This window comes from Herbaspirillum sp. meg3 (genome assembly GCF_002257565.1).
Lineage (GTDB): Bacteria > Pseudomonadota > Gammaproteobacteria > Burkholderiales > Burkholderiaceae_D > Herbaspirillum.
The window spans coordinates 518,890-539,739 of record NZ_CP022736.1 but is presented as its reverse complement, the minus strand read 5'-3'; the positions used below and the strand labels follow the sequence as shown (position 1 = coordinate 539,739).

The following is a 20,850-nucleotide window of genomic DNA, read 5'->3' as shown; positions in this document are numbered from 1 at the left end:
TGCATAAGTGATGGCAGATTATCAAAACTTGCCCCTTTTTACATGCGGCTGAGTATGTGCTCGTCTTACGGCAGGAATCCTCACCTTATTGGCGCAGCTCGCGGCTGATGCTGTGGACTGCGTCCACGAGCACGGTGACCGCTTCGGGTGGCGTGAATTGGGAAATCCCATGCCCGAGGTTGAACACATGGCCGTTGCCGGCGGTCGGTTTGCCGAATGAGGTCAGCAACTTGCGCACTTCTGCCTGGATCTGTGCATGACCAGCAAAGAGAACGTTGGGGTCAAGATTTCCTTGCAGGGCAACTTTATCCCCGACACGGCGACGTGCGTCGGCCAGATTGACCGTCCAGTCGAGTCCCACAGCATCGGCGCCGATACCGGCAATTTGTTCCAGCCATAGTCCACCGCCTTTGGTAAATACGATGGCGGGAATGGTGACGCCATCCTTCTCGCGCTTGAGCTGGCGCATGACGTCGGCCATGTATCGTAGCGAGAACTCCTGATAGATGCCATCGGCAAGCGCCCCGCCCCAGGTGTCGAAAATCATCACGGCCTGTGCGCCGGCGTCGATTTGCGCGTTCAGATAGGTCGCCACTGCTGCTGCATTGGTCTTGAGGATGTGGTGCATCAGATCAGGACGGTCGTAGAGCATGGTCTTGACGGTGCGGAAGTCATCCGAGCCGCCGCCTTCGACCATGTAGCACGCCAGCGTCCACGGGCTGCCGGAAAAGCCGATCAGCGGCACACGGCCGTTCAATTCGGTGCGAATCTGGGTCACGGCGTCGAACACGTATTGCAGACTGCCCAGTTCAGGCGCCTGCAAGGCCATGACCGCCTTTTCGTCACGCAACGGACGTTCAAACTTTGGGCCTTCGCCGTCGGCAAAGAACAAGCCCAGTCCCATCGCATCCGGTACGGTCAGGATGTCCGAAAACAGGATCGCAGCATCCAATGGATAGCGCTCCAGCGGTTGAAGGGTGACTTTGGTGGCGTAATCGGGATTCTTCGCCAGCCCCAGAAACGAGCCGGCACGAGCGCGTGTGGCACGATATTCAGGCAAGTACCGGCCAGCCTGGCGCATCAGCCAAAGCGGCGTGTAATCAGTCGGCTGACGCAGCAAAGCGCGCAGGAAGGTATCGTTTTTCAGCGGGGCAAATTGAGGCATGAGCGATCGTGTGGAGCAAGTCGGCAATCCGCTATTATCGCACCCAAACCACAAATCGGACGCATTGGACGACGTATCGAACGCCGATGAGCGGTCGGCGGCACAATCATTTTGGGCAGGATGGATTGATGACGGGAAACCTGCGTGATATCGTCTTCGCTCAATAAAATAATCAGGAGGATGACATGAAAAAATGGTTGATTGCGTTCGGCTTGCTATGCGCCGGCTTATCCATGCAAGCGGCACAAGCCGCAGAAAGCAGCCGTCTCGACGAGGTGCTCAAGAACGGCAAGCTGCGGGTGTGTATGACCGGCGACTACAAGCCTTTCACTTATTTCAAGACAGACAACAGCTTTGAAGGTATCGACGTCGATCTCGCGCAATCGCTGGGAAAGGCGCTTGGCGTTGAAGTACAGCTTGTGAAAACCAGTTGGCCAACACTGATGAATGACTTTCTGTCCAAATGCGATGTCGCCATGGGCGGCGTGTCGGTCACGCTGGACCGCTTGAAGAAGGCGTCGTTTGCAGTCGCCCACATGGTGGACGGCAAGGCACCGATCGTGCGCTGTGCGGATGCGGCCAAATTCCAGACACTGGACATGATCGACAAGCCGACAACGCGCGCAATTTTCAATCCGGGCGGCACGAATGAGCGTTTTGCCCGCGCCAACTTCAAGCAGGCGCAACTGGTCTTGCATCCGGACAACGTGACGATCTTCCAGCAGATCGTCGATGGCAAGGCCGACGTGATGGTGACCGACTCAAGCGAAGTCCTGTGGCAGGCCAAACTGCACCCCGAACTTTGTCCGATCAATCCTGACAAGCCGCTGCAATTTGCCGAAAAGGCTTTCATGCTGCCGCGCGCGGATGTCGCCTTCAAAGAGTTCGTGGATGCGTGGATGCACATGCTGAAGGCCACCGGCGACTATGACCGTATCGTCAATAAGTGGCTACACTAAGTTGACACTATGCGATTTTCAGTGCGAAGCTTTTCGTACTGGTAATTAACCGACGATTAGCCGTCGATTAACCGTCGCTCAACATCATCTCGAAATGCCCCGACAACCGCAGGTTCTTAACGTGACGAGAACCTGCGGTCTTCGTTGACGTTGCCGTCAATGGCGGCCGCCAACTGTTCCGCCCACAACAGGACGCCGGATGCAGAAGGATGATAGCCGTCCATGGCCATCAGGGAGCGATCACGCGCATTGCTTTGTATGGGGACGAAAATCGTCTGCGGCATCGCTGACGCCACCGATTTTGCCGCGGCGTTGAGAGTACTCGCTTTCAATCCCAGAACGTGCCGCAAAGGCTGTGGCAATGCCGGAAACAGGTGTAACGGCGGCACTCCGGCAATCACCAGCAAGTCCGGTCGCAGCCTTTGCCGTACCAGTTGTACCAAGCTCGCCAAATCCTGACGATAGCGCTTGCTGCTGCGGAAAGCGGTACTGTCGTTTACACCAAAGGCGATCAGCACCACGTTGATTTGCATATCCGGCAAATGCGGCCCGACGTCGCGGATGGCGTCAGATACCGTGGCGCCATTCTTGCCGAAAGCACTCCAACTTATCGGGCGCCGCCATTGTGTGGCAAGTCTCTGCGCCAGTTGCGCCGTGATCGCTTGCGTTTGTGTATCGACGCCAACACCTGCAACCGGTGACTCGCCAATGGCGAGTACCGAAAACGGCGCCAACTCCTCTGAGACGGATTGCTGCGGCAAACATAGCCCATGCCGCTCGCCGGACGCTTCCGGCATACGCGGCGTGATCCGTCGCGTGCGTTTTCCTTGTGCCAGCAACCATGGCAGCAAGGGCAAGGCGAGAATCTCCGGGAGCCAGCGTCGCATGTTTACTTGACCTTCAAATCGATGAGTTCTTTCTTGGCTGGCGGGTACGCAAGCTTCATGTCTTGCATGGTTTCCAACACGATGTTCGCGATCGCCAGATTACGATGCGTCTTGGAATTTGCCGGAATCAGATACCAAGGCGCGTGATCAGTGTCGGTAGCTTGAATCGCCTGGCTATAAACCTTTTGATAGTCGTCCCAGCTTTTGCGCTCTTCAAGATCGCCGATGTCGAATTTCCAATGCTTGGTTGGATCATCAACACGTTCTTGCAAACGCGCACGCTGCTCTTCTTTGGAGATATGCAGGAAGAATTTGATAACGACTGTGCCGGTCTCGCTCAGCATGCGTTCGAAGTCGTTGATATGCGCGTAACGCCGTTTGCATTCGGCGGCGTCGATCCAGTCGTGCACGCGGGTGATCAGCACGTCTTCATAATGACTGCGATTGAAAACCACAATTTCACCCTTTCTGGGCACCTGCTGGTGGATGCGCCAGAGGTAGTCGTGCTGCAACTCCAGCGTGCTGGGTGCTTTGTAACTGATGACGCGGATACCTTCCGGATTGATACTCCCGAAGACGCCATTGACGGTGCCGTCTTTGCCGCTGGTATCCATGCCTTGCAAGACGACCAGTACTTTCTTGTCGTTCGCGGCGTACAACATGCCCTGTAGCTCGCCGATCTGTTCTGCGATCGCCTGAATCTGCAATTTATCTGCCGTTTTATCGCCGCTGGAAAGAGGTTTGGCGGCCGCATTCTCATCCTTGATATCCGTTTTCTTTGTCGCTCGAAATTGCTCGCGGATGCTCACACATGTCTCCTTGATTACGGGTGGATTCGGGTCATTCAAACCGTGGAATCAGTTGGACTACAACACGCCGTGCGTAATTCCCATGGCGTGATCGATCTTGATGCAGCGATCCATAACGACGACCAGTCCTGCCTCCTGCGCTTTGGCCGCGGCAGCTTCATTGACGATCCCCTGCTGCATCCAGACGCAGGTGGCACCAATGGCAATCGCCTCATCGACCACAGGCGGGATATCGGCCGATTTGCGGAAGCAATCGACGATGCCGATCTTCAGACCGTTGGCGGCCAGTGCTGCGGCGGCGTCCTGCAAATTTGCGTGACAATATTCGCCCAGTATCTGCGTCCCCGCATACATGGGATTGACAGCGACGATGCGATAGCCGTGGTGCTGCATATACGCGCTGACGTCGTAGCTGGGACGATCCGGACGATTCGATAAGCCGACGACGGCGATGATCGGTTTGGGTGCGGTGTTTGCATTCATGGATGCTGGCTTTCTTCATGGAGCACGACGTTCCACTTTACCTCATCAGCAGTGAGGCTGCTGCACCATTGGCATGGCTCCCTACTGCGAACGGTGTACGTGCAATTACTGGCACGCGTAATCAGGCATCTGAGGAAATGAATGTATGCAGCCAAGCCGGATGGCTTGGTGCAATGGCGTTGAAAATAAAAAAGGCAGCCGAAGCTGCCTTTTTTATTGATGCTGAATGACTGATCGCGAAATGCTTACAGTGCCAAGCGAATTAACGCTTCTGACGCAGTCGTTGAATCGCTGCTAATTGCGCCACAGCAGTTGCCAGTTCGGCTTGCGCTGCTGCGTAATCGATCTTCGAATCGCGATTTGCCAGCGCTTCTTCTGCGAGTTTCTTCGCAGCGCTTGCTTTGGCTTCGTCCAGATCCGAACCGCGAATTGCGGTGTCAGCGAGAACGGTGACGGTGTCAGGCTGCACTTCCAGCAAACCGCCGGCGACGAAAACGAACTCGTCTTGCGCCTGGCCGGGGATCTTGATGCGTACTGCACCCGGCTTGATGCGCGTGATCAAGGGAGTGTGACGAGGATAGATCCCCAGCTCACCCGCTTCACCCGGCAACGCGACGAACTCTGCCTCGCCGGAGAAGATTTCTTCTTCGGCGGAGACTACGTCAACGTGAATAGTATGTGCCATGTCGTTTCCTATTCGTTCAGCCGTCCCGCTCAAACTTCAAGCAAGGACGGCGTCGCGAGAATCAAGAGATCTTAGTTGATCTTCTTGGCCTTTTCGATTGCTTCTTCGATCGTGCCAACCATGTAGAACGCTTGTTCCGGCAGGTGGTCGAGTTCGCCGCTAGCGATCATCTTGAAGCCCTTGATCGTGTCTTTCAGCGAAACGTACTTACCTGGGGAACCGGTAAACACTTCAGCAACGTGGAAAGGCTGCGACAGGAAACGTTGCATCTTACGAGCACGCGCGACCAGCAGCTTGTCTTCCGGAGCCAGTTCGTCCATACCCAGAATCGCGATAATGTCGCGCAATTCTTTGTAGCGTTGCAGAATACCTTGAACAGCGCGAGCCGTTTCGTAGTGTTCCTGACCAACGACTTGCGGATCCAGCTGGCGCGATGTCGAATCGAGTGGATCGACTGCAGGGTAGATACCCAGCGAAGCGATGTCACGCGACAGAACGACGGTCGAATCCAAGTGAGCAAACGTAGTAGCAGGCGACGGGTCGGTCAAGTCATCCGCTGGAACGTAGACGGCTTGAATCGATGTGATCGAGCCAGTCTTTGTCGAAGTAATACGCTCTTGCAGACGGCCCATTTCTTCAGCCAGCGTAGGTTGGTAACCCACAGCGGATGGCATACGGCCCAGCAGCGCGGACACTTCTGTACCGGCCAGTGTGTAACGGTAGATGTTGTCGACGAAGAACAGAACGTCCTTGCCTTCATCACGGAAACCTTCGGCGATCGTCAGACCGGTCAGCGCAACGCGCAGACGGTTGCCTGGTGGTTCGTTCATCTGACCGTAGACCATGGCAACCTTGGAGTTTTCCGGAGTTTCCAGATCCACAACCTTGGCATCCGCCATTTCGTGATAGAAGTCGTTACCTTCACGAGTACGCTCACCAACACCGGCAAACACGGACAAGCCGCTGTGTGCCTTGGCGATGTTGTTGATCAGTTCCATCATGTTCACGGTCTTGCCCACACCCGCGCCACCGAACAGACCAACTTTACCGCCCTTGGCAAACGGACAAACCAGGTCAATAACCTTGATGCCGGTTTCCAGCAGTTCTTGCGATGGCGACAGCTCGTCGTATGCAGGAGCCTTGCGGTGGATCGTCGCTGTTTGTGCATGGCTCACCGGACCGCATTCATCGATCGGGTTACCCAGCACGTCCATGATACGGCCCAGAGTAGCCTTACCGACCGGCACAGTGATGCCCTTGCCGGTGTTCTTGATTGTCATGCCACGACGCAGACCATCCGAAGTACCCAGTGCAATAGTACGCACGACACCGTCACCGAGCTGTTGTTGCACTTCCAGCGTCAGTTCCGAGCCTTCCATCTTCAAGGCGTCGTAAATCTTAGGCATCGCGTCGCGTGGAAATTCAACGTCCACAACAGCGCCGATACACTGAACGATTTTGCCATCAGCCATTTTCGTTCCTTCAATATATAAAATTAAATACTGTTACGCATCTCTGCATTACGTCGTTAGACCGCTGCCGCACCGGCGACGATTTCGGACAGTTCCTTGGTAATCGCTGCCTGACGAGTTTTGTTGTAAACCAACTTCAACTCACCGATCACGTTACCGGCGTTATCGCTTGCTGCCTTCATCGCCACCATACGGGCCGATTGTTCGGACGCCATATTTTCAGCCACCGCCTGGTAGATCAGTGCTTCGACATAACGCACCAGCAACTCGTCCACCACGCTTTGCACGTCGGGTTCGTAGATGTAGTCCCACGAATGCGTACCTTCGTCTGCCTGCAACTGGTCGCTCGAGAGCGGCAACAGTTGCTGCAACGTTGGTTCCTGGCGCATCGTGTTGATGAATTTGGTATAGACCAAATAAACCGCATCCAGCTTGCCTTCCTGGTAAGCATCGAGCAGCACCTTGACGGGGCCGATCAGCTTTTCCAGGTGCGGCGTATCGCCGACCTGAACCACATGCGACACCACCTTGGCGCCGATACGGTTCAGGAAACCAAAACCCTTGTTGCCGATCGCAACGGTTTCGACTGCATTGCCTTGTGCTTCCAGTTCACGGATCTTTGCAGTAGTCAGACGCAGGGAGTTGGTGTTCATACCGCCGCACAGACCCTTGTCGGTCGTGACGATAATGAAACCCACCTTCTTGGCGCTGTCCTGCTTGACCATGAACGGATGCGTATACTCCGGATTGGCCCGCGACAGATTGGAAGCGATATTACGAATCTTGTCACTGTAGGGACGTGCCGCATGCATCCGATCCTGCGCCTTGCGCATTTTGGATGCTGCGACCATTTCCATCGCCTTGGTGATCTTCTTCGTATTTTCTACGCTCTTGATCTTGCCACGTATCTCTTTACCTGTAGCCATGAGATTGACTCCTTATAGCTTCAGTTGAGATTAGTACGCGCCGGATTTTTTGAAATCGGCAATCGCAGCGGCCAATGCTGCTTCAGCATCTTTATCGAGTTGCTTGGTGTCTTCGATCTTTTGCAGCAGGGCAGCGTGGCTGGTCTTCATGAAGCTGTGAACACCTGCTTCGAATGCCAGCACCTTCTTGACATCGACGTCGTCCAGGAAACCCTTGTTGACGGCGAACAATGTCACGGCCATCAGGGAAATCGACAGCGGCGAGTATTGCGCTTGCTTCAACAGTTCGGTCACGCGTGCACCGCGGTCCAGTTGCTTGCGGGTTGCTTCGTCCAGGTCAGAAGCGAACTGCGCGAACGCAGCCAGTTCACGATACTGTGCCAAGTCGGTACGGATACCGCCGGACAGGCTCTTGATAACCTTGGTTTGAGCAGCACCACCAACGCGCGACACCGAAATACCGGCGTTGATCGCAGGACGGACGCCAGCGTTGAACAGCGATGTTTCCAGGAAGATCTGACCGTCGGTAATCGAAATCACGTTGGTCGGAACGAATGCAGAAACGTCGCCCGCTTGTGTTTCAATGATCGGCAGAGCTGTCAGCGAACCGGTCTTGCCCTTGACTTCGCCGTTGGTGAACTTCTCAACGTAGTCTGGGTTGACGCGTGCTGCGCGCTCGAGCAGACGGCTGTGGAGATAGAACACGTCGCCTGGATATGCTTCACGGCCTGGTGGGCGGCGCAGCAGCAGGGAAACCTGACGGTAAGCAACTGCTTGCTTGGACAGATCGTCATACACGATCAGCGCGTCTTGACCGCGATCGCGGAAGTACTCGCCCATGGCGCAACCGGAGTAGGCCGACACGTATTGCATCGCTGCCGATTCGGAAGCCGAAGCGGCGACGATGATGGTGTAATCCATCGCGCCGTGCTGTTCCAGGGAACGCACGATGTTCTTGATCGACGAGGCTTTTTGACCGATCGCGACGTAGATACATGTCACGTTCTGGCCCTTTTGATTGATGATCGCATCAATCGCAACAGCAGTCTTACCAGTTTGACGGTCGCCGATGATCAGTTCGCGTTGACCGCGGCCGATAGGCACCATCGAGTCGATCGACTTCAGGCCGGTTTGCATTGGCTCGGAAACCGATTGGCGTGCGATAACGCCTGGAGCGATTTTTTCGATCGGTGCTGTCAGCTTGGCGTTGACAGGACCCTTGCCGTCGATTGGCTGACCCAGCGCGTTGACCACACGGCCGCGCAGTTCAGGACCGATAGGCACTTCCAGAATACGGCCTGTGCATTTGACAGTATCGCCTTCGGAAATGTGTTCGTACTCGCCCAGAATAACGGCGCCAACGGAATCGCGCTCGAGGTTCAGCGCCAGACCGAAAGTGTTGCCTGGGAATTCCAGCATCTCACCTTGCATCACGTCAGACAGACCATGGATACGGCAGATACCGTCGGACACGGAGATAACCGTGCCTTGATTGCGAATCTCAGCGGTATCGCCAAGGCCTTGAATCCGGCTCTTGATCAGCTCGCTGATTTCAGATGCGTTGAGTTGCATACTAACTCCTAAAAATTTTTCTATCGCTTAGGCTGTTACGCCAAGGCCCTGGCAATTAATTACGCAGCCAAAGCAACATGTAACTGTTGCAGCTTCGCGCGCACCGAGGTATCGAATACTTCGTCACCGACCACTACACGCACGCCGCCGATCAAAGCGTTGTCCACCTTGACGGTTGGCGTCAGCTTGCGACCGAATTTCTTTTCCAGCGTGGCGACCACATCCTTCAGCTGCGCATCGGACAATTCAAACGCGCTGGTGATGTCTGCATCAGCGGCGCCTTCCTGTGCGTTTTTCAGCGTATGGAATTGTGTGGCGATTTCAGGCAACAGCGTCAGACGACCGTTTGCCACCAAGGCGCTGATGAAGTTTTGGGCTTCAACGCTCAGAGGTGTTTTCAGAACGGACGCAAACGTAGAAGCAATCTGCGCATCCGTCAGTGCCGGATTTTGCGCAATTGCTTTTACGTCAGGGTGTGCTGCGGCTTGCGCCATCTCGGAAACGAGATCGGACCAAGCCGACAAACTGCCGGCTTTGGCCACTCGGAACAGGGCTTCTGCATAAGGGCGAGCAATCGTTGCGAGTTCGGCCATATTACAGCTCTGTTTTCAGTTGGTTCAGCAATTCGGCATGCGCTGCCGCATTGACTTCACGCTTCAGGATCTGCTCGGCGCCTTTGACCGCGAGGGTCGCAACTTCGCCGCGCAAGTCTTCACGCGCTTTGGTCACTTGTTGCTCTGCATCTGCCTTAGCATTGGCGATGATGCGCGCTGCTTCTTCGGAAGCGGTCTTCTTTGCTTCTTCAATAATCAGCTGAGCACGCTTTTCAGCGTCACCAATACGTTTTTGGCCTTCGTCGCGTGCTGTTGCCAGCTCTGCCTGAACGCGCTTTTCAGCGGCAGCCAGGTCAGCCTTGCCGCGGTCAGCAGCAGCCAAGCCGTCCGCAATCTTCTTCGCGCGCTCGTCGAGCGCCTTGATCAACGGCGGCCAAACGAATTTCATCGTAAAGCCGGCGAGGATGAAGAAGACCACGAACTGCGCAAACAATGTTGCATTTAAGTTCACGGTAATTTCCTTCTCAGAATATCGTGTGCCGAATCAAGCAATCCGGCAAAAATGAGAATCGGCTATGCCGCCCGAATTACTTCGCGATGAACGGATTTGCAAATGCGAACAACATGGCGATACCAACACCAATCAGGAACGCAGCGTCGATCAGACCGGCCAGCAGGAACATCTTGGTTTGCAGTGTGTTCATCAGTTCTGGCTGACGTGCAGATGCTTCGAGGTACTTACCGCCCATGATAGCGATACCGATACAAGCACCGATAGCACCCAGGCCAATGATCAAACCGCAAGCCAAAGCAACGAAAGAGACATCAGTCATGACAATTCCTTAGAAAGTTAAAGTTAATACAAAAATCAAAAAACAAACCAAAAAGCTAAAACCGTACAGCAGCCTTGTTAGTGCGCCTCATGCGCCTGGCCGAGGTAAACCAGTGTCAACATCATGAAAATGAATGCTTGCAGCAACACGATCAGGATGTGGAAAATTGCCCAGATTGAACCTGCGATGACGTGGCCGACAAAGCCGAACGCCGTAGCAGCCGAACCCAGCAATGCGATCAGCAAGAACAACAGCTCACCCGCATACATGTTGCCGAACAACCGCATGCCCAGCGACACGGTCTTAGCAGCAAATTCGATAATATTCAGAAGCAGATTGAAAGGCGCCAGCCAGATACCGAAAGGCGCAGCAAACAATTCGTGGACAAAACCACCTGCGCCCTTGATCTTGACACTGTAATACAGCATCAGCGCCAGTACGCCCAAAGCGATGCCCAGTGTACCGTTCAAGTCAGCGGTAGGAACGATGCGGTGATGGATCTCTTCCATACCTGCCAGACGCATGATGCCCGACACCAGATCGACCGGCAAAAAGTCGAGCGAGTTCATCAATGCAACCCAGACAAACACCGTCAATGCGAGTGGTGCGATGAAAGTACGGTCACCGTGCACGATAGCCTTGGATTGATCCTCGACCATTTCGACAACCATTTCGACGAAAGCCTGGAAACGGCCCGGCACGCCCGAAGTGGCCTTGCGTGCAGCCAGATACATCAACAGGCAACCAACCACGCCGCAGACAACCGACCAGAAAATGGTGTCCACATTGATGATCGAGAAATCAACGATCTTGCTTTGGTGTTGCGAAGAGAAATGTCCGAGATGGTGGACGATGTATTCTGAAGCAGTAGGTGCGTGCGCAGCAGCGGTCATGGTCGATGTCTAAACAGTAAAATTAAGTAACTTTTAAGCACCACGATGAAGCTCAGCACAAATGCGAGCCAATTCACATCGCGATACAACCAAACAACTGCGCCCATGAGCGCAAGAGTCGTAGCAATCTTGATAAATTCCCCGAACAAAAACGTCATCGGGTTAGCCCCACCAGGCTTGCGAGCACTTGTATAGAGACGCAGGGCGAACAAAGCATTGGGAATGAAACAACAAGTCCCTCCCAACAATGCCGACCACAACGCAGATACGCCGCCCAACAAACCAGCTGTACATGCAGCGACGACCATGGCCACAAGCTGCAAAAGGATGATGCGCAGCATATATATCCAATATCGTGCAAGCCGCACTCATTGTGAGCAGACGGCGGTTTAGAAGCCCGGCGATTATAATTGCTTGCGTCCGGATTCGTCAAACTTTTAACGCACGATCAAGGCGTTATATCGTCAAGTTGCATGTCAGATGTGAGCTTTAACACACAGCTGCATAATGGGGCAAAATTGGGAAAACCGCGATTACCTGCAAGGTAATGCGGGCAGTCACGAAGATCGCCGAATAATCTGACACCCGACTGACAAAAACGCGATCATTCGGCAAGAAAAATGGCTGATTACAACACAAACGAGACTATTTGTAGCTGGAAGCATAGTTCTGCCGCCTATTTGAATCATACCCTTGCCGCAGTCAGCACCGTCCATCCTGGAATTGCCTCATTTGAGGCTTCCAAACGCGAAGCTGCTATCCCTGCCTCCCCCTCTCCGGCACGCATTGGAACCATTCATTTTCCGCTTTTAGGTTTTGGAACAATAGATTTACCGCAACGCTGATTACTGTCGCACGTTTTGCGCCATGCGCCTCATCGACTCGATACTAACGTTACCCTTGGCACGGGTAGCTATATGCCACCGAAGTAGTCGACTGTTTCTGTGTCACAAAAGATACATCCTTCATAAAGGCAGCTTACGCCCGAACAACTCAAGATAGATAGTTAATTATTGGCAATATTCTGTCGTGCATCGGATAATGCCATCGAACCTTAGGAGCGACGGAAACCTCTAAGGAGAGAGACTTTCTCGGCTTGCCGGATAATCTGAACGATTACTTCAATTCCGTTGCTCCCCGCCGCAATTTCTACCAATATCTAATAAAGTATAGCTATGTATAGCTACGTATATCTTTCGCGAGATATACTTTACTCAATATTCATAGAATTGGAGCGGTCATGGATCCTGTTAGAAATCCTTTTGCCCCCGGAGCAGGTAGTCGTCCGCCAGAACTTGCTGGGCGGCAGGTTATTATCGAAGACGCGCGAATAGCCATTGATCGCGCCTTAATCGGCAAGCCCAGCCGTTCCCAAATGTTCTTGGGCCTACGTGGAGTGGGAAAGACCGTTCTTCTTAATGCAGTCGAAACCATGGCCAACGAGCGTGGCCACCTAACCTCTAGTATCGAAGCACCAGAGAACAAGTCCCTCGGAGAGCTACTGTTACCACGCGTGCATCAGGTGCTTCGCAAGCTCTCTCTTACCGACAACGCCAAGGCTAAAGCCTACGACGCATTACGGGCACTAAGATCGTTTGCCTCGGTGTTCAAGTTTGAATACGGGGACATGGCAATTGCTGTAGACGCTGAAGTGGGAGTCGCGGACAGTGGCGACTTGGAGAACGATCTTCCGGAGCTATTCGTGAGGATCGGCGAGGCAGCCAAGGCAGCCGGGAAGGCATGGACTCTCCTGATTGATGAGGTCCAATATCTCAGCCAGAAGGACCTCGCTGCGCTCATCGTTTCGCTACACAAGATCAACCAAAGTCAACTACCCGTTCTATTTTTCGGAGCGGGATTACCGCAAGTCGCAGCCCTGTCGGGAGAGGCCAAGTCGTATGCAGAGAGATTATTCCATTATCCCGAGGTCGGTGCTCTGCCTGAAGCAGATGCCAAGGATGCAATCCAGCAACCTGTCAACGAAGAAGGTGCCTTTATCAATGAAGATGCTTTGATTGAAATTTTTCGCAAGACGAAGGGCTATCCCTATTTTTTGCAAGAATGGGGGCATCAGTCCTGGAATCTGGCGATCGGTAATATCATTACCGTCGAAGATGCGAAGCAGGCCGAGGCGATCACACTAAAACGTCTTGACGAAGGCTTTTTTAAGGTGCGTTTCGATCGCCTGACGCCTAAAGAGCGTGAGTACGTCATCGCCATGGCGAGATTAGGTAATGGGCCCTATCGTTCTTCCGATGTCGCCGATGCGCTTAACGAGTCAGCGCAGAGCCTTGGGCCTCGCCGAGCGCAAATCATCAGCAAGGGGATGATTTACAGTCCATCGCACGGCGACGTTGCCTTTACTGTTCCGATGTTCAATGACTATCTGATGCGTAATTTAGCCAATCTTGGCTGAACGAACGTCCATACTGCTTGGGCTCACTGTGGCTTGCTGTAGCTTCTTTACTATAGGGTCACGGGGTTAGCGCAATTCCTGCGAAAATTTCCGGAATCCCCGCCAACTATGAATACACAGCAGCTCATATCCATCTAAATCTCAATCGCACAGAATTGCTGCGATGGCTTGTCTTGCCGACATTAATCTTTACCCAACTGACTCATAAACTGCTGGTAGGTACTGGCCAATTCTGTCCGGACCAATGCCAACCCATGCCGGCTTAATTCTTTGTCTACTGCACGCTTGCTCGGCCAACAGCCCTCTGCGACGAATTTCTCAAGAATTTCGTTCAAGACTTTCAGCCGATCTGCTCTCGCACGCACCGCAGCCTCTCCCAAATATTCACGATAGCGCTCGCCAATTGCCTGACACAGTTCAGGAAACCAATATTTCAAGGCAGAGCGACTTATTTTCAATTCTCGTCCAATGGCGCTCACTGAACTAGGGGAAGGCTTACTCAGTTCCGCAATCAACCTGACGGAGACCTCACTTCGTTGGACAGGCAAAAGCTGCGGCCGAGTCTTCCTTTCTACTCGCTTCAGTCGCTCCCTAGTCTGCGACTCATCAGCCAGGCCAATAATATTGTTCTCGACAAACAACGAAGTGATGGGAACGTCGTGACGAGCACTCATAACGACCAGGCGCTGCAACGTAGGCCGTTGACCTTTCCTAAGCCAGGAATTTGCTGCCCACGAATCCCAACCCAAGTCACGGCAAAATCTTGCCTTATTCCCATCCGCGCGTAGTTGAATCAACTGTAAAAGGTTTTTTCTGAACACGTCCAGCGAACGCTCCTGGGCCTGACAACTCTGCATCATTGACCACAGAGCTGATTCAACCTTGAATGAGGTATTGTCATTCGCCACAACTGGCACCGACGTACTCATTAAAAGCAGGGAAGCACCGCAATGCGAGCAATGCCCGAGAGCAGGGAATCCTGGAATAAACGGTTGTGCCCGCTCACAACGAGGACAAGTTTCTTGTAAAGGATGGCCGTGACGTACGCATACCCTATACAGTTCCAATGACCAGACCAGAGGATGATAGTTATATCCAAGAGTTAGCGCTTGCTCAGCCAAGCAACACGGACACCATTTGAGACGTTTGGCTGTCATTGCTTCTCCGTTCTCGGGAAGCACATCTTTCCAAGGCAGTAGGGTCAGTTCGTCCAAGGTCCTATGCCCAGTTAACCAGCCGGTCGTATCGGAGAACAGCCGAGCATATTCCCCCACGGCGTTGATCGTGCGACTGTCTTTGAGGTAAAAGCGATTCTTCGCAATCAGCGCAATTTGAGGATCTGCCTCTGTGAAGACCCGCTGGATGAGCAAACGCGGATTGACTAAGTGCTCTCTGCTTAAACGCACGATAAACGAAATCAGGCTCTCCCGACCCCACGACTTAAAATCCGCTGGCACTATCCGATACAACCGTGTAGCGCGCTCTGCCGATGGGATCACCTGTTCAAATGACGAAGGTCCGCTCTCATCAACATCAAACATTTGCAACTCCTACAGCATCCCTATGCGGACTGCGCCTTCCGACAGTTCCCTTTTTCTTCTGCGGCGCCGACGGTTTCACTTGCTCTTCCGGAATGACGGCAAGACCTCCCATATAAAGCTGGCTCAAAGCATCTTCGGATATGTCGGCCAGCTTGTTTTCTCCAAGTAACGCTTCTGTCGCGATGGTGCGAAGAGCTTTATTATCAAGCGCGTATCTGTCCAAGAAATCCATATCAAAACCGGGCTTCTTCTTTGCCTGGTAGTAGCGATTTAAAGCACGGACCAACCAGTCCTTCAGAATTCCAATCTCGCCACTAGTCTTATTGTAGAAATGCCTGAAATCACGTACGTGACTAAGCGAGTGCTTTACTGGGAGCTCTTCAAGAAACTGCTTCAACACCCCTGCGAATTGCAGCTTCTGGTCTTTGTCGCGGCAGTCGTAACGTGGAAAATGAATAATCTCACTACGCCGTACCAACTGACCGCTCAGGTCACGAATATCCAGAAGTCGATAGGTGCCCACAAGAACAATCGTCGTTTGAGTTTCCAGTGCCAATGATTTGATAGCCTCAAACTGGAATTCCAAGCTCGCCATATCGTTCTTCCTCACCATCAACATATGGTGCGCCTCGTCGATGATCAGGCACCGCACCTTTCTCAAGCGAAGACAATTTTCGGCAGCGATTCTGAGCGCGTCTGCAGTCGAATTTTGTTTGTAGTGTGCCAACGTCACATCCGCGAACAAATTCTGCTGTCTGTCGATGGCTAACTTCTTGTCCGTCATTGGCTCGCCGGAACGAGTAAGCAGGCGGGTATAGAAATCTTTCCAACTAAAGCAGGCCCCCTGAGCGGCAACCGCGTTACCGTACAGCACGGGAATTTGCTCAGGGTTTTGGCCGGATTCATTAGCGTAGTCTTCTTTTAAGCTGGTACACAATCCAGCGGCCATTCGCGTCTTTCCAACGCCAGTCGGCCCCGCGACAATGACTACTTGACAACCATTGTTGGCACCACGAATAGCCGCCAGCGCAGCATCATAGGCCTTAACAAGATGAGGATGCCCGACTGCATAGTCTACAAATTTCTGTTGCGCTGCCAAGTCTGTCGTATTCATTTGAACTCACCGTAAGTCTCAACATCATCTTCATCGATCTCAAAAGCTGTATCAAATACGATCGCAACTTTGCCAATATCCTCAGGACGCATCTCGATCACTCCCATGCGTCGATCTGCAACTTTCTTTTCCATGTCGTGCTTCTGCTGAATTAGAATTTTTTCCTTCTTGTGGTCTGACAAAAGCTGCTGGCCGCGCAAGATATAGTTTTGCCGCTCTGCAGCTGGGCTGTTTTGGGTTTCGCGAAGCTCGTATGTAAGCAAGCGAACTTCTTTTTCAGTTCTTCCCTTCAACTGGGCAGCCTCCGGACAGGAGCACGGCAACCACTCTTTTCCAACCTTTGCGTAGATCAGACCATAGTCAAAAGGGTCATACCGCACAGACGCCCTCGTATTGGCAAGCGACGGCACGTTCAGCATGGGATGAAAGTAGTAAGTACGGTTCAGCTTGATACCCCGATTTGCCACAATCCTTCTGTCGCCCCCTTTTACTTCCGGCAGGCATAGCAAAGCAAGGATAGGTGACCAGTTCAGGATCCGAACATTTCGCACCCCAGAGTTACGCAGGCTAGTTTCCTCTGCCACTTTGGGGGAGACTCCAAGGGCCGGATGTGTCAGGCGAGAATAGGTGTTCTCGAGGTAGTCATTGAATTCTGCGGTAAGCTCATCGAGCGTCCACACAGCTTTCTTCCTAGGATCATGCGACCCGGACATCACTCTTGGCGTCTGCAAAGGCGTGTTATTTCCCTTGAGTTGATGCAGAACTTCAACGTTTGCTTTCCCAAAGAAGCGCTCAATGACTGAGCCAAAGCGGCCTTTGGCGGTGGGTCTGGTCTTCTTCGTCACATGCAGACTGGCTAGAAGCGTTTCCCAATACTGACTAAAGAATTCATTTCCTTTGTCGCAGACGATATTTGCCGGGACACGGTTGTGACGACGTATGCACTCGCGTATAACGAGCATGCAACTGCGATAACTCGGCTTCTCATAGCTGATGACGTAAGCCAGCACCATTCTCGTGTAAGCGTCCATCAATATGGTCAACCAAGGCTTTCCCATCGGAGTACCGTACACGCTATGGATGAGCTGAACATCCATTTGTGTGTGGTCAATGTGAGCGATCTCGAAGGCCCGGTCTCCGTGGGGTGGAACTGCATTATCCAACTTCCAATGGACGATTTCAGAAAGGGCATAGGCGGCCTTCGCACCGTATCTCGCCGATACTTGAGCATGCTGGGATGTCGTCCGTTTGATTTCTTCCCCAAACGTTTTACGGCTAGGTACGATCAAGCCTTCTCGGTCACACAAGGTGCAGACGATGGCATAGCAAGACTGCTTCGATTTAGGTGACTCCCCTAAGAGAAACTCTTGTATGACGTGCTGTATTATGTCCTGTACTGCTTGAGAGATTCTTCGCGTCCGATTCCCACACTCCTGATACTTCGATATCAGTCCAACGTAAGTACTTCCCAAGAGCTCGTTGCTCGCTCGCATCTTCGCCTTCCAGTTGCGCAAAGTTCTCTCGCATACCCTCGGCTTTTCACCTGCCCGGATTCTCTCCAACTCCTTAAGACGCCCATCCGCCTCTTGCAGATCTTTATTAGACGCCTCCGCAATCATTTTTCCAATCTCATATTCAGGAGAGAATGCCTCGGATAAATTTCCTTGCACGTCACCGGACTTCACCAATAAAAGAATCTGGCCCCGAGAAAGTGTTTGGATCGTTCCGGCCTCATCCTTAATCGCAACCTTGTCGCCCCCCACGTTCACAATATTCCAGGGCTGGCCGTTCCACTGAAAACCTCGACCTGCTTCAATGGAGATCGATTGGATTAGCTCCCCATCTCTAGCTGTCGCTAATTCACTACGTGCCAGCTGAAATGACTCTGCGGTACGACGATCGCGATATATATTTACAAATTGCACGTCCACAAGCAGCTCTGAATTCAGGTTCGCGTATAGCTTTTCGTCTGCGATGAGCTTATAGACGCCACTGGTCAACTCGCTGTCGCCGATCTTCAGCAGATCTGCTAGTGGTACATAAGCCTTCCCTCCGAAGGCATCGATAATCCGTGTCGCAATTTCTGGCTCAACCGATGGGCACGAAGTGTCGAAAAAATCGGATAGGAAATTCAAATTGCGAAAAAAAATCTGATTGATCTCCGCGTCGACCATCACTTTGAAGCCAAGTCCGTAGCGCTCGGCATACTCTTGACCAGGCACACATCGCCAAATCTCTTGTGACTTTTCATATACCGTCGACTTCTTTGCCTTGGACTCTAACCAGGTCTGTGCCTTACATTCCACCCAGCCGATGTAGTCCTCTCCTATAACGAAGAAATCTGGCGTCATGTTATATCCGCGGTTTCGGCCGGTTTTGTCTTTGCCTTTCAGGCCAATCGGCGGGCACTGATCGTAGAACTCATATATCCGTTCGTCGTGCTCCCAGAGCACAATCGCGGCGAGCTCGCACGTATGGCTTTCGGCCTGAATGACTTTTCCCATCTTCTTGCTGGGATAACGACACGAAACATTCTGCGGGCCGCTGACTACGAGCCTGGATGGATCGGCCGCTCGGATGCCTCGAACTTGAGCGCGTGCGGGCGCGTCAAGGCCGTGCTTATCCATCAGTGCATCAAGTTCAGCTTCGTTCAACATTTCCCACTCCTACCCGCGACCACGTATCGCGACAACATGAATTTCCCCCAAGACAAGACCAGTCAGGATCTGCCACACGATGTGGTTTCCGATTAGGCGTGCCCCTAAAATTCATGCTAATAGGCGACTTCGCTCGCGCAATAGTAAAATGTCAACTTTCTTTGTTTTATGCTTATCTATCTGATTTATTTGAACTTATGAAAAAAGGTAGGCCCCCTCGTGCAAGGTATGAAGCGACCAGAATCAAGATCTGGAGCTTGGCGGTGTACCAGGAAGCAAATGCTAGGAAAGCGACCGTTGAAGGCCTTCTGGGCTATGACGGCAAGTGGGCGTCGATGTGGGACCGTTACTGCCGCGGCCTGGTAGCGCCGTCCGAGTCACGACTCAATCGCATCGAGCGTGTATTGGAGGGCACCGCTCATTACTATCGCAGTCCTCTTTGGAGAAGTTACTCGCCAAGAAAGTGGAGCAGGTTAGAACTTGAACTGGCAGTCCAAAAATTGGATCCGTCCTTTCGTTACGCTCTACGCCCTCCGGACGGCGAGTATGACGACACCCACTATTGGATCGTCGCAAGTGCGGAAGAGGTCGTAGACGGCGAGACAGAAGAAGAAGAAGAAGAAGAAGAAGAAGAAGAAGAAGAAGAAGAAGAAGAAGAAGAAGAAAACGACGACGATCCAGAAATTAAAAAGATGCGCGTCTATTTTGGAAAAGTACTGGTGCAGGCGCTCAAAAAAATTCCTGATCCCAAACTTGGTATGAGCGCGATGAATACAATTTATCTGATGCTTCAAGAGCTACGAATGCTCAAAAAATTCGAATATTTCACAATACTTTGCATGGCTTGGTCTGATGCTGAGAAAATTCGTCATGAGCACCCACTCTTAAAGCATCTGCCGATTGATATCTTTCATCAACCTATCGCTCCGTTGGCGAAATACCTTCCTCCTATCTATCTTGAATTCATCAGGAAAAATAGAAATATCAATTCTGAAGGCAATATCCAATCGAGCGATATATTCTGGTTCCTACAGAATCGTTCTGATTGGATGCGGCTCGCCAGAACAGCATCCTTGGTGCGTTGATTTATTTTGCATTTCGAAGCGCGATGGCACTTCTCGTGATGAGATATTCGGGATCATAGACATCCATCTCCAAGAGATCTACCGCGGAACGATAGACCACCCCCAATAGTATTTCACTCCAGAGAATATCGTCATCATCATCGGGAAATCCGATACTGCGATCGTCCAGATTTATCTTCAAACTGAAATGACTGCCGGCAAAATCTCGACAGGCTACGGCCACTATGGGTCCGGTCGCTCGCGTTAATTTACATTGCTGATATCGTCGCGAAGACCTATCTTGCTGGCGTACGATGATCGATGAATTAGCGGGGATATTAAACAAATTCACGTACGCTTCTTCGATGAATCGGGGGTTTCTATAAGTCATTTTGGTTCCTCATTTTTGACCAATCAGGCCGTTGTGGTTCAGATGACTTATTTATATATCTCCCCTTCCAGCACGCAAGTTTCTTGGATCAAAAATCGTGTTCCTCGGCCCGCAGAATTGTGCGTCTCTAACTTATCCAGCTTCCACTAGTGATCAACAGCTGCAGTAGGGACATCCCACCCCTCATTTTCCATCTTTCGAGATTTGATCGATTCTGTTCCAAACCAAATAGAAGACGCGGTTCGAGATGTCTCTGTCGTTGGCACCTGATGGGAGACCAGATTTAGATTAGTACTAGGGGCGCCCGAAAGAACCGGCTTGAATGGTCACCTCGCGCCGGGAGGACCCTGCGATATAGAAATACACTCGGTTCAATCCTGTACACAAATCACGAAAGCGAGACACTGCCAATAAAATCTTGCAAATATT

At 52.3% G+C, this 20,850-nt stretch carries 22 protein-coding genes; 5 read left to right on the top strand and 17 right to left on the bottom strand.

Features of this window, described 5'->3' with window-relative positions; all coding sequences use genetic code 11:
• Positions 1-85: 85 nt before the first annotated feature.
• Positions 86-1,165 carry a uroporphyrinogen decarboxylase gene (hemE, locus tag hmeg3_RS02480; RefSeq protein ID WP_094562333.1) on the bottom strand — a complete coding sequence of 360 codons (1,080 nt, stop codon included), beginning with the start codon at positions 1,163-1,165 and terminating at the stop codon, positions 86-88.
• Between the two features lie 185 nt (positions 1,166-1,350).
• Here hemE and hmeg3_RS02475 point away from each other — a divergent pair, with 185 nt between their 5' ends.
• A complete protein-coding gene (locus tag hmeg3_RS02475) occupies positions 1,351-2,124 on the top strand; it encodes a transporter substrate-binding domain-containing protein (protein WP_094562332.1) in 774 nt (257 codons plus the stop codon).
• A 116-nt stretch (positions 2,125-2,240) separates the two neighbouring features.
• Here the strand turns inward: hmeg3_RS02475 and hmeg3_RS02470 are convergent, their stop codons facing one another.
• Genes hmeg3_RS02470 through hmeg3_RS02460 form a run of 3 tightly spaced genes read right to left on the bottom strand, consistent with a single transcriptional unit; the run spans position 2,241 to position 4,303 of the window.
• Positions 2,241-3,011, bottom strand: coding sequence for an SGNH/GDSL hydrolase family protein (locus hmeg3_RS02470; protein WP_094562331.1), 771 nt, complete (start codon positions 3,009-3,011; stop codon positions 2,241-2,243).
• Positions 3,012-3,013: 2 nt separating this feature from the next.
• Positions 3,014-3,820 carry a polyphosphate kinase 2 family protein gene (locus tag hmeg3_RS02465; RefSeq protein WP_094562329.1) on the bottom strand — a complete coding sequence of 269 codons (807 nt, stop codon included), beginning with the start codon at positions 3,818-3,820 and terminating at the stop codon, positions 3,014-3,016.
• A 57-nt stretch (positions 3,821-3,877) separates the two neighbouring features.
• A complete protein-coding gene (locus hmeg3_RS02460; RefSeq protein ID WP_094562328.1) occupies positions 3,878-4,303 on the bottom strand; it encodes a CoA-binding protein in 426 nt (141 codons plus the stop codon).
• Between the two features lie 17 nt (positions 4,304-4,320).
• Between hmeg3_RS02460 and hmeg3_RS02455 the strand changes: the two genes are divergently transcribed.
• Complete coding sequence (locus hmeg3_RS02455) at positions 4,321-4,533, top strand: hypothetical protein (protein ID WP_157739203.1); 213 nt, start codon at positions 4,321-4,323, stop codon at positions 4,531-4,533.
• A gap of 32 nt (positions 4,534-4,565) precedes the next feature.
• Here the strand turns inward: hmeg3_RS02455 and hmeg3_RS02450 are convergent, their stop codons facing one another.
• The 9 genes from hmeg3_RS02450 to hmeg3_RS02410 form a co-directional block, all read right to left on the bottom strand.
• Positions 4,566-4,988, bottom strand: a complete 423-nt coding sequence (locus tag hmeg3_RS02450; protein ID WP_007883114.1) for a F0F1 ATP synthase subunit epsilon — start codon at positions 4,986-4,988, stop codon at positions 4,566-4,568.
• Positions 4,989-5,059: 71 nt separating this feature from the next.
• Positions 5,060-6,460 carry a F0F1 ATP synthase subunit beta gene (atpD, locus tag hmeg3_RS02445; RefSeq protein ID WP_050476291.1) on the bottom strand — a complete coding sequence of 467 codons (1,401 nt, stop codon included), beginning with the start codon at positions 6,458-6,460 and terminating at the stop codon, positions 5,060-5,062.
• 56 nt (positions 6,461-6,516) lie between these two features.
• The gene (gene atpG, locus hmeg3_RS02440; protein WP_094562326.1) at positions 6,517-7,386 is read right to left on the bottom strand and encodes a F0F1 ATP synthase subunit gamma; all 870 of its coding nucleotides are present in this window, start codon (positions 7,384-7,386) and stop codon (positions 6,517-6,519) included.
• A gap of 30 nt (positions 7,387-7,416) precedes the next feature.
• Complete coding sequence (atpA, locus tag hmeg3_RS02435; protein WP_094562325.1) at positions 7,417-8,958, bottom strand: F0F1 ATP synthase subunit alpha; 1,542 nt, start codon at positions 8,956-8,958, stop codon at positions 7,417-7,419.
• 59 nt (positions 8,959-9,017) lie between these two features.
• Positions 9,018-9,551 carry a F0F1 ATP synthase subunit delta gene (locus hmeg3_RS02430; protein ID WP_094562324.1) on the bottom strand — a complete coding sequence of 178 codons (534 nt, stop codon included), beginning with the start codon at positions 9,549-9,551 and terminating at the stop codon, positions 9,018-9,020.
• Between the two features lies 1 nt (position 9,552).
• Positions 9,553-10,023, bottom strand: coding sequence for a F0F1 ATP synthase subunit B (locus hmeg3_RS02425; RefSeq protein WP_094562323.1), 471 nt, complete (start codon positions 10,021-10,023; stop codon positions 9,553-9,555).
• Positions 10,024-10,099: 76 nt separating this feature from the next.
• Positions 10,100-10,345, bottom strand: a complete 246-nt coding sequence (gene atpE, locus hmeg3_RS02420; RefSeq protein WP_006461334.1) for a F0F1 ATP synthase subunit C — start codon at positions 10,343-10,345, stop codon at positions 10,100-10,102.
• A gap of 77 nt (positions 10,346-10,422) precedes the next feature.
• Positions 10,423-11,238: a F0F1 ATP synthase subunit A gene (gene atpB / locus hmeg3_RS02415; RefSeq protein ID WP_094562322.1), complete on the bottom strand. Its 816-nt coding sequence runs from the start codon at positions 11,236-11,238 to the stop codon at positions 10,423-10,425.
• Positions 11,235-11,579, bottom strand: coding sequence for an ATP synthase subunit I (locus hmeg3_RS02410; RefSeq protein WP_094562321.1), 345 nt, complete (start codon positions 11,577-11,579; stop codon positions 11,235-11,237). The genes atpB and hmeg3_RS02410 overlap by 4 nt, the downstream gene beginning before the upstream one ends.
• Positions 11,580-11,858: 279 nt before the next feature.
• Between hmeg3_RS02410 and hmeg3_RS24620 the strand changes: the two genes are divergently transcribed.
• Together hmeg3_RS24620 and hmeg3_RS02405 are read left to right on the top strand one after the other, a co-directional pair.
• Complete coding sequence (locus hmeg3_RS24620) at positions 11,859-12,083, top strand: hypothetical protein (protein WP_157739202.1); 225 nt, start codon at positions 11,859-11,861, stop codon at positions 12,081-12,083.
• A 395-nt stretch (positions 12,084-12,478) separates the two neighbouring features.
• On the top strand, positions 12,479-13,654 hold the full coding sequence (locus tag hmeg3_RS02405; protein ID WP_094562320.1) for an ATP-binding protein: 1,176 nt from the start codon (positions 12,479-12,481) through the stop codon (positions 13,652-13,654).
• Positions 13,655-13,836: 182 nt separating this feature from the next.
• Here the strand turns inward: hmeg3_RS02405 and hmeg3_RS02400 are convergent, their stop codons facing one another.
• From hmeg3_RS02400 to hmeg3_RS02390, 3 genes are read right to left on the bottom strand one after another with little or no spacing between them, the layout of a single operon-like run.
• Positions 13,837-15,195, bottom strand: coding sequence for a TniQ family protein (locus tag hmeg3_RS02400; protein ID WP_094562319.1), 1,359 nt, complete (start codon positions 15,193-15,195; stop codon positions 13,837-13,839).
• The gene (locus tag hmeg3_RS02395; RefSeq protein WP_094562318.1) at positions 15,188-16,309 is read right to left on the bottom strand and encodes an AAA family ATPase; all 1,122 of its coding nucleotides are present in this window, start codon (positions 16,307-16,309) and stop codon (positions 15,188-15,190) included. The genes hmeg3_RS02400 and hmeg3_RS02395 overlap by 8 nt, the downstream gene beginning before the upstream one ends.
• Positions 16,306-18,966 carry a DDE-type integrase/transposase/recombinase gene (locus hmeg3_RS02390; protein WP_094562317.1) on the bottom strand — a complete coding sequence of 887 codons (2,661 nt, stop codon included), beginning with the start codon at positions 18,964-18,966 and terminating at the stop codon, positions 16,306-16,308. The genes hmeg3_RS02395 and hmeg3_RS02390 overlap by 4 nt, the downstream gene beginning before the upstream one ends.
• 263 nt (positions 18,967-19,229) lie before the next feature.
• On the opposite strand from hmeg3_RS02390, the gene hmeg3_RS24615 reads away from it, so the two are divergent.
• On the top strand, positions 19,230-20,051 hold the full coding sequence (locus tag hmeg3_RS24615; RefSeq protein ID WP_157739201.1) for a hypothetical protein: 822 nt from the start codon (positions 19,230-19,232) through the stop codon (positions 20,049-20,051).
• A 1-nt stretch (position 20,052) separates the two neighbouring features.
• Here the strand turns inward: hmeg3_RS24615 and hmeg3_RS02375 are convergent, their stop codons facing one another.
• Positions 20,053-20,421, bottom strand: coding sequence for a hypothetical protein (locus tag hmeg3_RS02375; RefSeq protein ID WP_094562314.1), 369 nt, complete (start codon positions 20,419-20,421; stop codon positions 20,053-20,055).
• Positions 20,422-20,850: the final 429 nt, after the last annotated feature.

Excerpts from the sequence above, each read along its gene's own strand:
- atpA (WP_094562325.1), bottom strand. The coding sequence starts at position 8,958 with ATGCAACTCAACGCATCTGAAATCAGCGAGCTGATCAAGAGCCGGATT.
- hmeg3_RS02375 (WP_094562314.1), bottom strand. The coding sequence starts at position 20,421 with ATGACTTATAGAAACCCCCGATTCATCGAAGAAGCGTACGTGAATTTG.
- hmeg3_RS24620 (WP_157739202.1), top strand. The coding sequence starts at position 11,859 with ATGGCTGATTACAACACAAACGAGACTATTTGTAGCTGGAAGCATAGT.
- hmeg3_RS02400 (WP_094562319.1), bottom strand. The coding sequence starts at position 15,195 with ATGTTTGATGTTGATGAGAGCGGACCTTCGTCATTTGAACAGGTGATC.
- atpB (WP_094562322.1), bottom strand. The coding sequence starts at position 11,238 with ATGACCGCTGCTGCGCACGCACCTACTGCTTCAGAATACATCGTCCAC.
- hmeg3_RS02430 (WP_094562324.1), bottom strand. The coding sequence starts at position 9,551 with ATGGCCGAACTCGCAACGATTGCTCGCCCTTATGCAGAAGCCCTGTTC.
- atpE (WP_006461334.1), bottom strand. The coding sequence starts at position 10,345 with ATGACTGATGTCTCTTTCGTTGCTTTGGCTTGCGGTTTGATCATTGGC.
- hmeg3_RS02460 (WP_094562328.1), bottom strand. The coding sequence starts at position 4,303 with ATGAATGCAAACACCGCACCCAAACCGATCATCGCCGTCGTCGGCTTA.
- hemE (WP_094562333.1), bottom strand. The coding sequence starts at position 1,165 with ATGCCTCAATTTGCCCCGCTGAAAAACGATACCTTCCTGCGCGCTTTG.
- hmeg3_RS02470 (WP_094562331.1), bottom strand. The coding sequence starts at position 3,011 with ATGCGACGCTGGCTCCCGGAGATTCTCGCCTTGCCCTTGCTGCCATGG.
- hmeg3_RS02405 (WP_094562320.1), top strand. The coding sequence starts at position 12,479 with ATGGATCCTGTTAGAAATCCTTTTGCCCCCGGAGCAGGTAGTCGTCCG.
- hmeg3_RS02395 (WP_094562318.1), bottom strand. The coding sequence starts at position 16,309 with ATGAATACGACAGACTTGGCAGCGCAACAGAAATTTGTAGACTATGCA.
- hmeg3_RS02450 (WP_007883114.1), bottom strand. The coding sequence starts at position 4,988 with ATGGCACATACTATTCACGTTGACGTAGTCTCCGCCGAAGAAGAAATC.
- hmeg3_RS02390 (WP_094562317.1), bottom strand. The coding sequence starts at position 18,966 with ATGTTGAACGAAGCTGAACTTGATGCACTGATGGATAAGCACGGCCTT.
- atpG (WP_094562326.1), bottom strand. The coding sequence starts at position 7,386 with ATGGCTACAGGTAAAGAGATACGTGGCAAGATCAAGAGCGTAGAAAAT.
- atpD (WP_050476291.1), bottom strand. The coding sequence starts at position 6,460 with ATGGCTGATGGCAAAATCGTTCAGTGTATCGGCGCTGTTGTGGACGTT.
- hmeg3_RS02475 (WP_094562332.1), top strand. The coding sequence starts at position 1,351 with ATGAAAAAATGGTTGATTGCGTTCGGCTTGCTATGCGCCGGCTTATCC.
- hmeg3_RS02455 (WP_157739203.1), top strand. The coding sequence starts at position 4,321 with ATGGAGCACGACGTTCCACTTTACCTCATCAGCAGTGAGGCTGCTGCA.
- hmeg3_RS02410 (WP_094562321.1), bottom strand. The coding sequence starts at position 11,579 with ATGCTGCGCATCATCCTTTTGCAGCTTGTGGCCATGGTCGTCGCTGCA.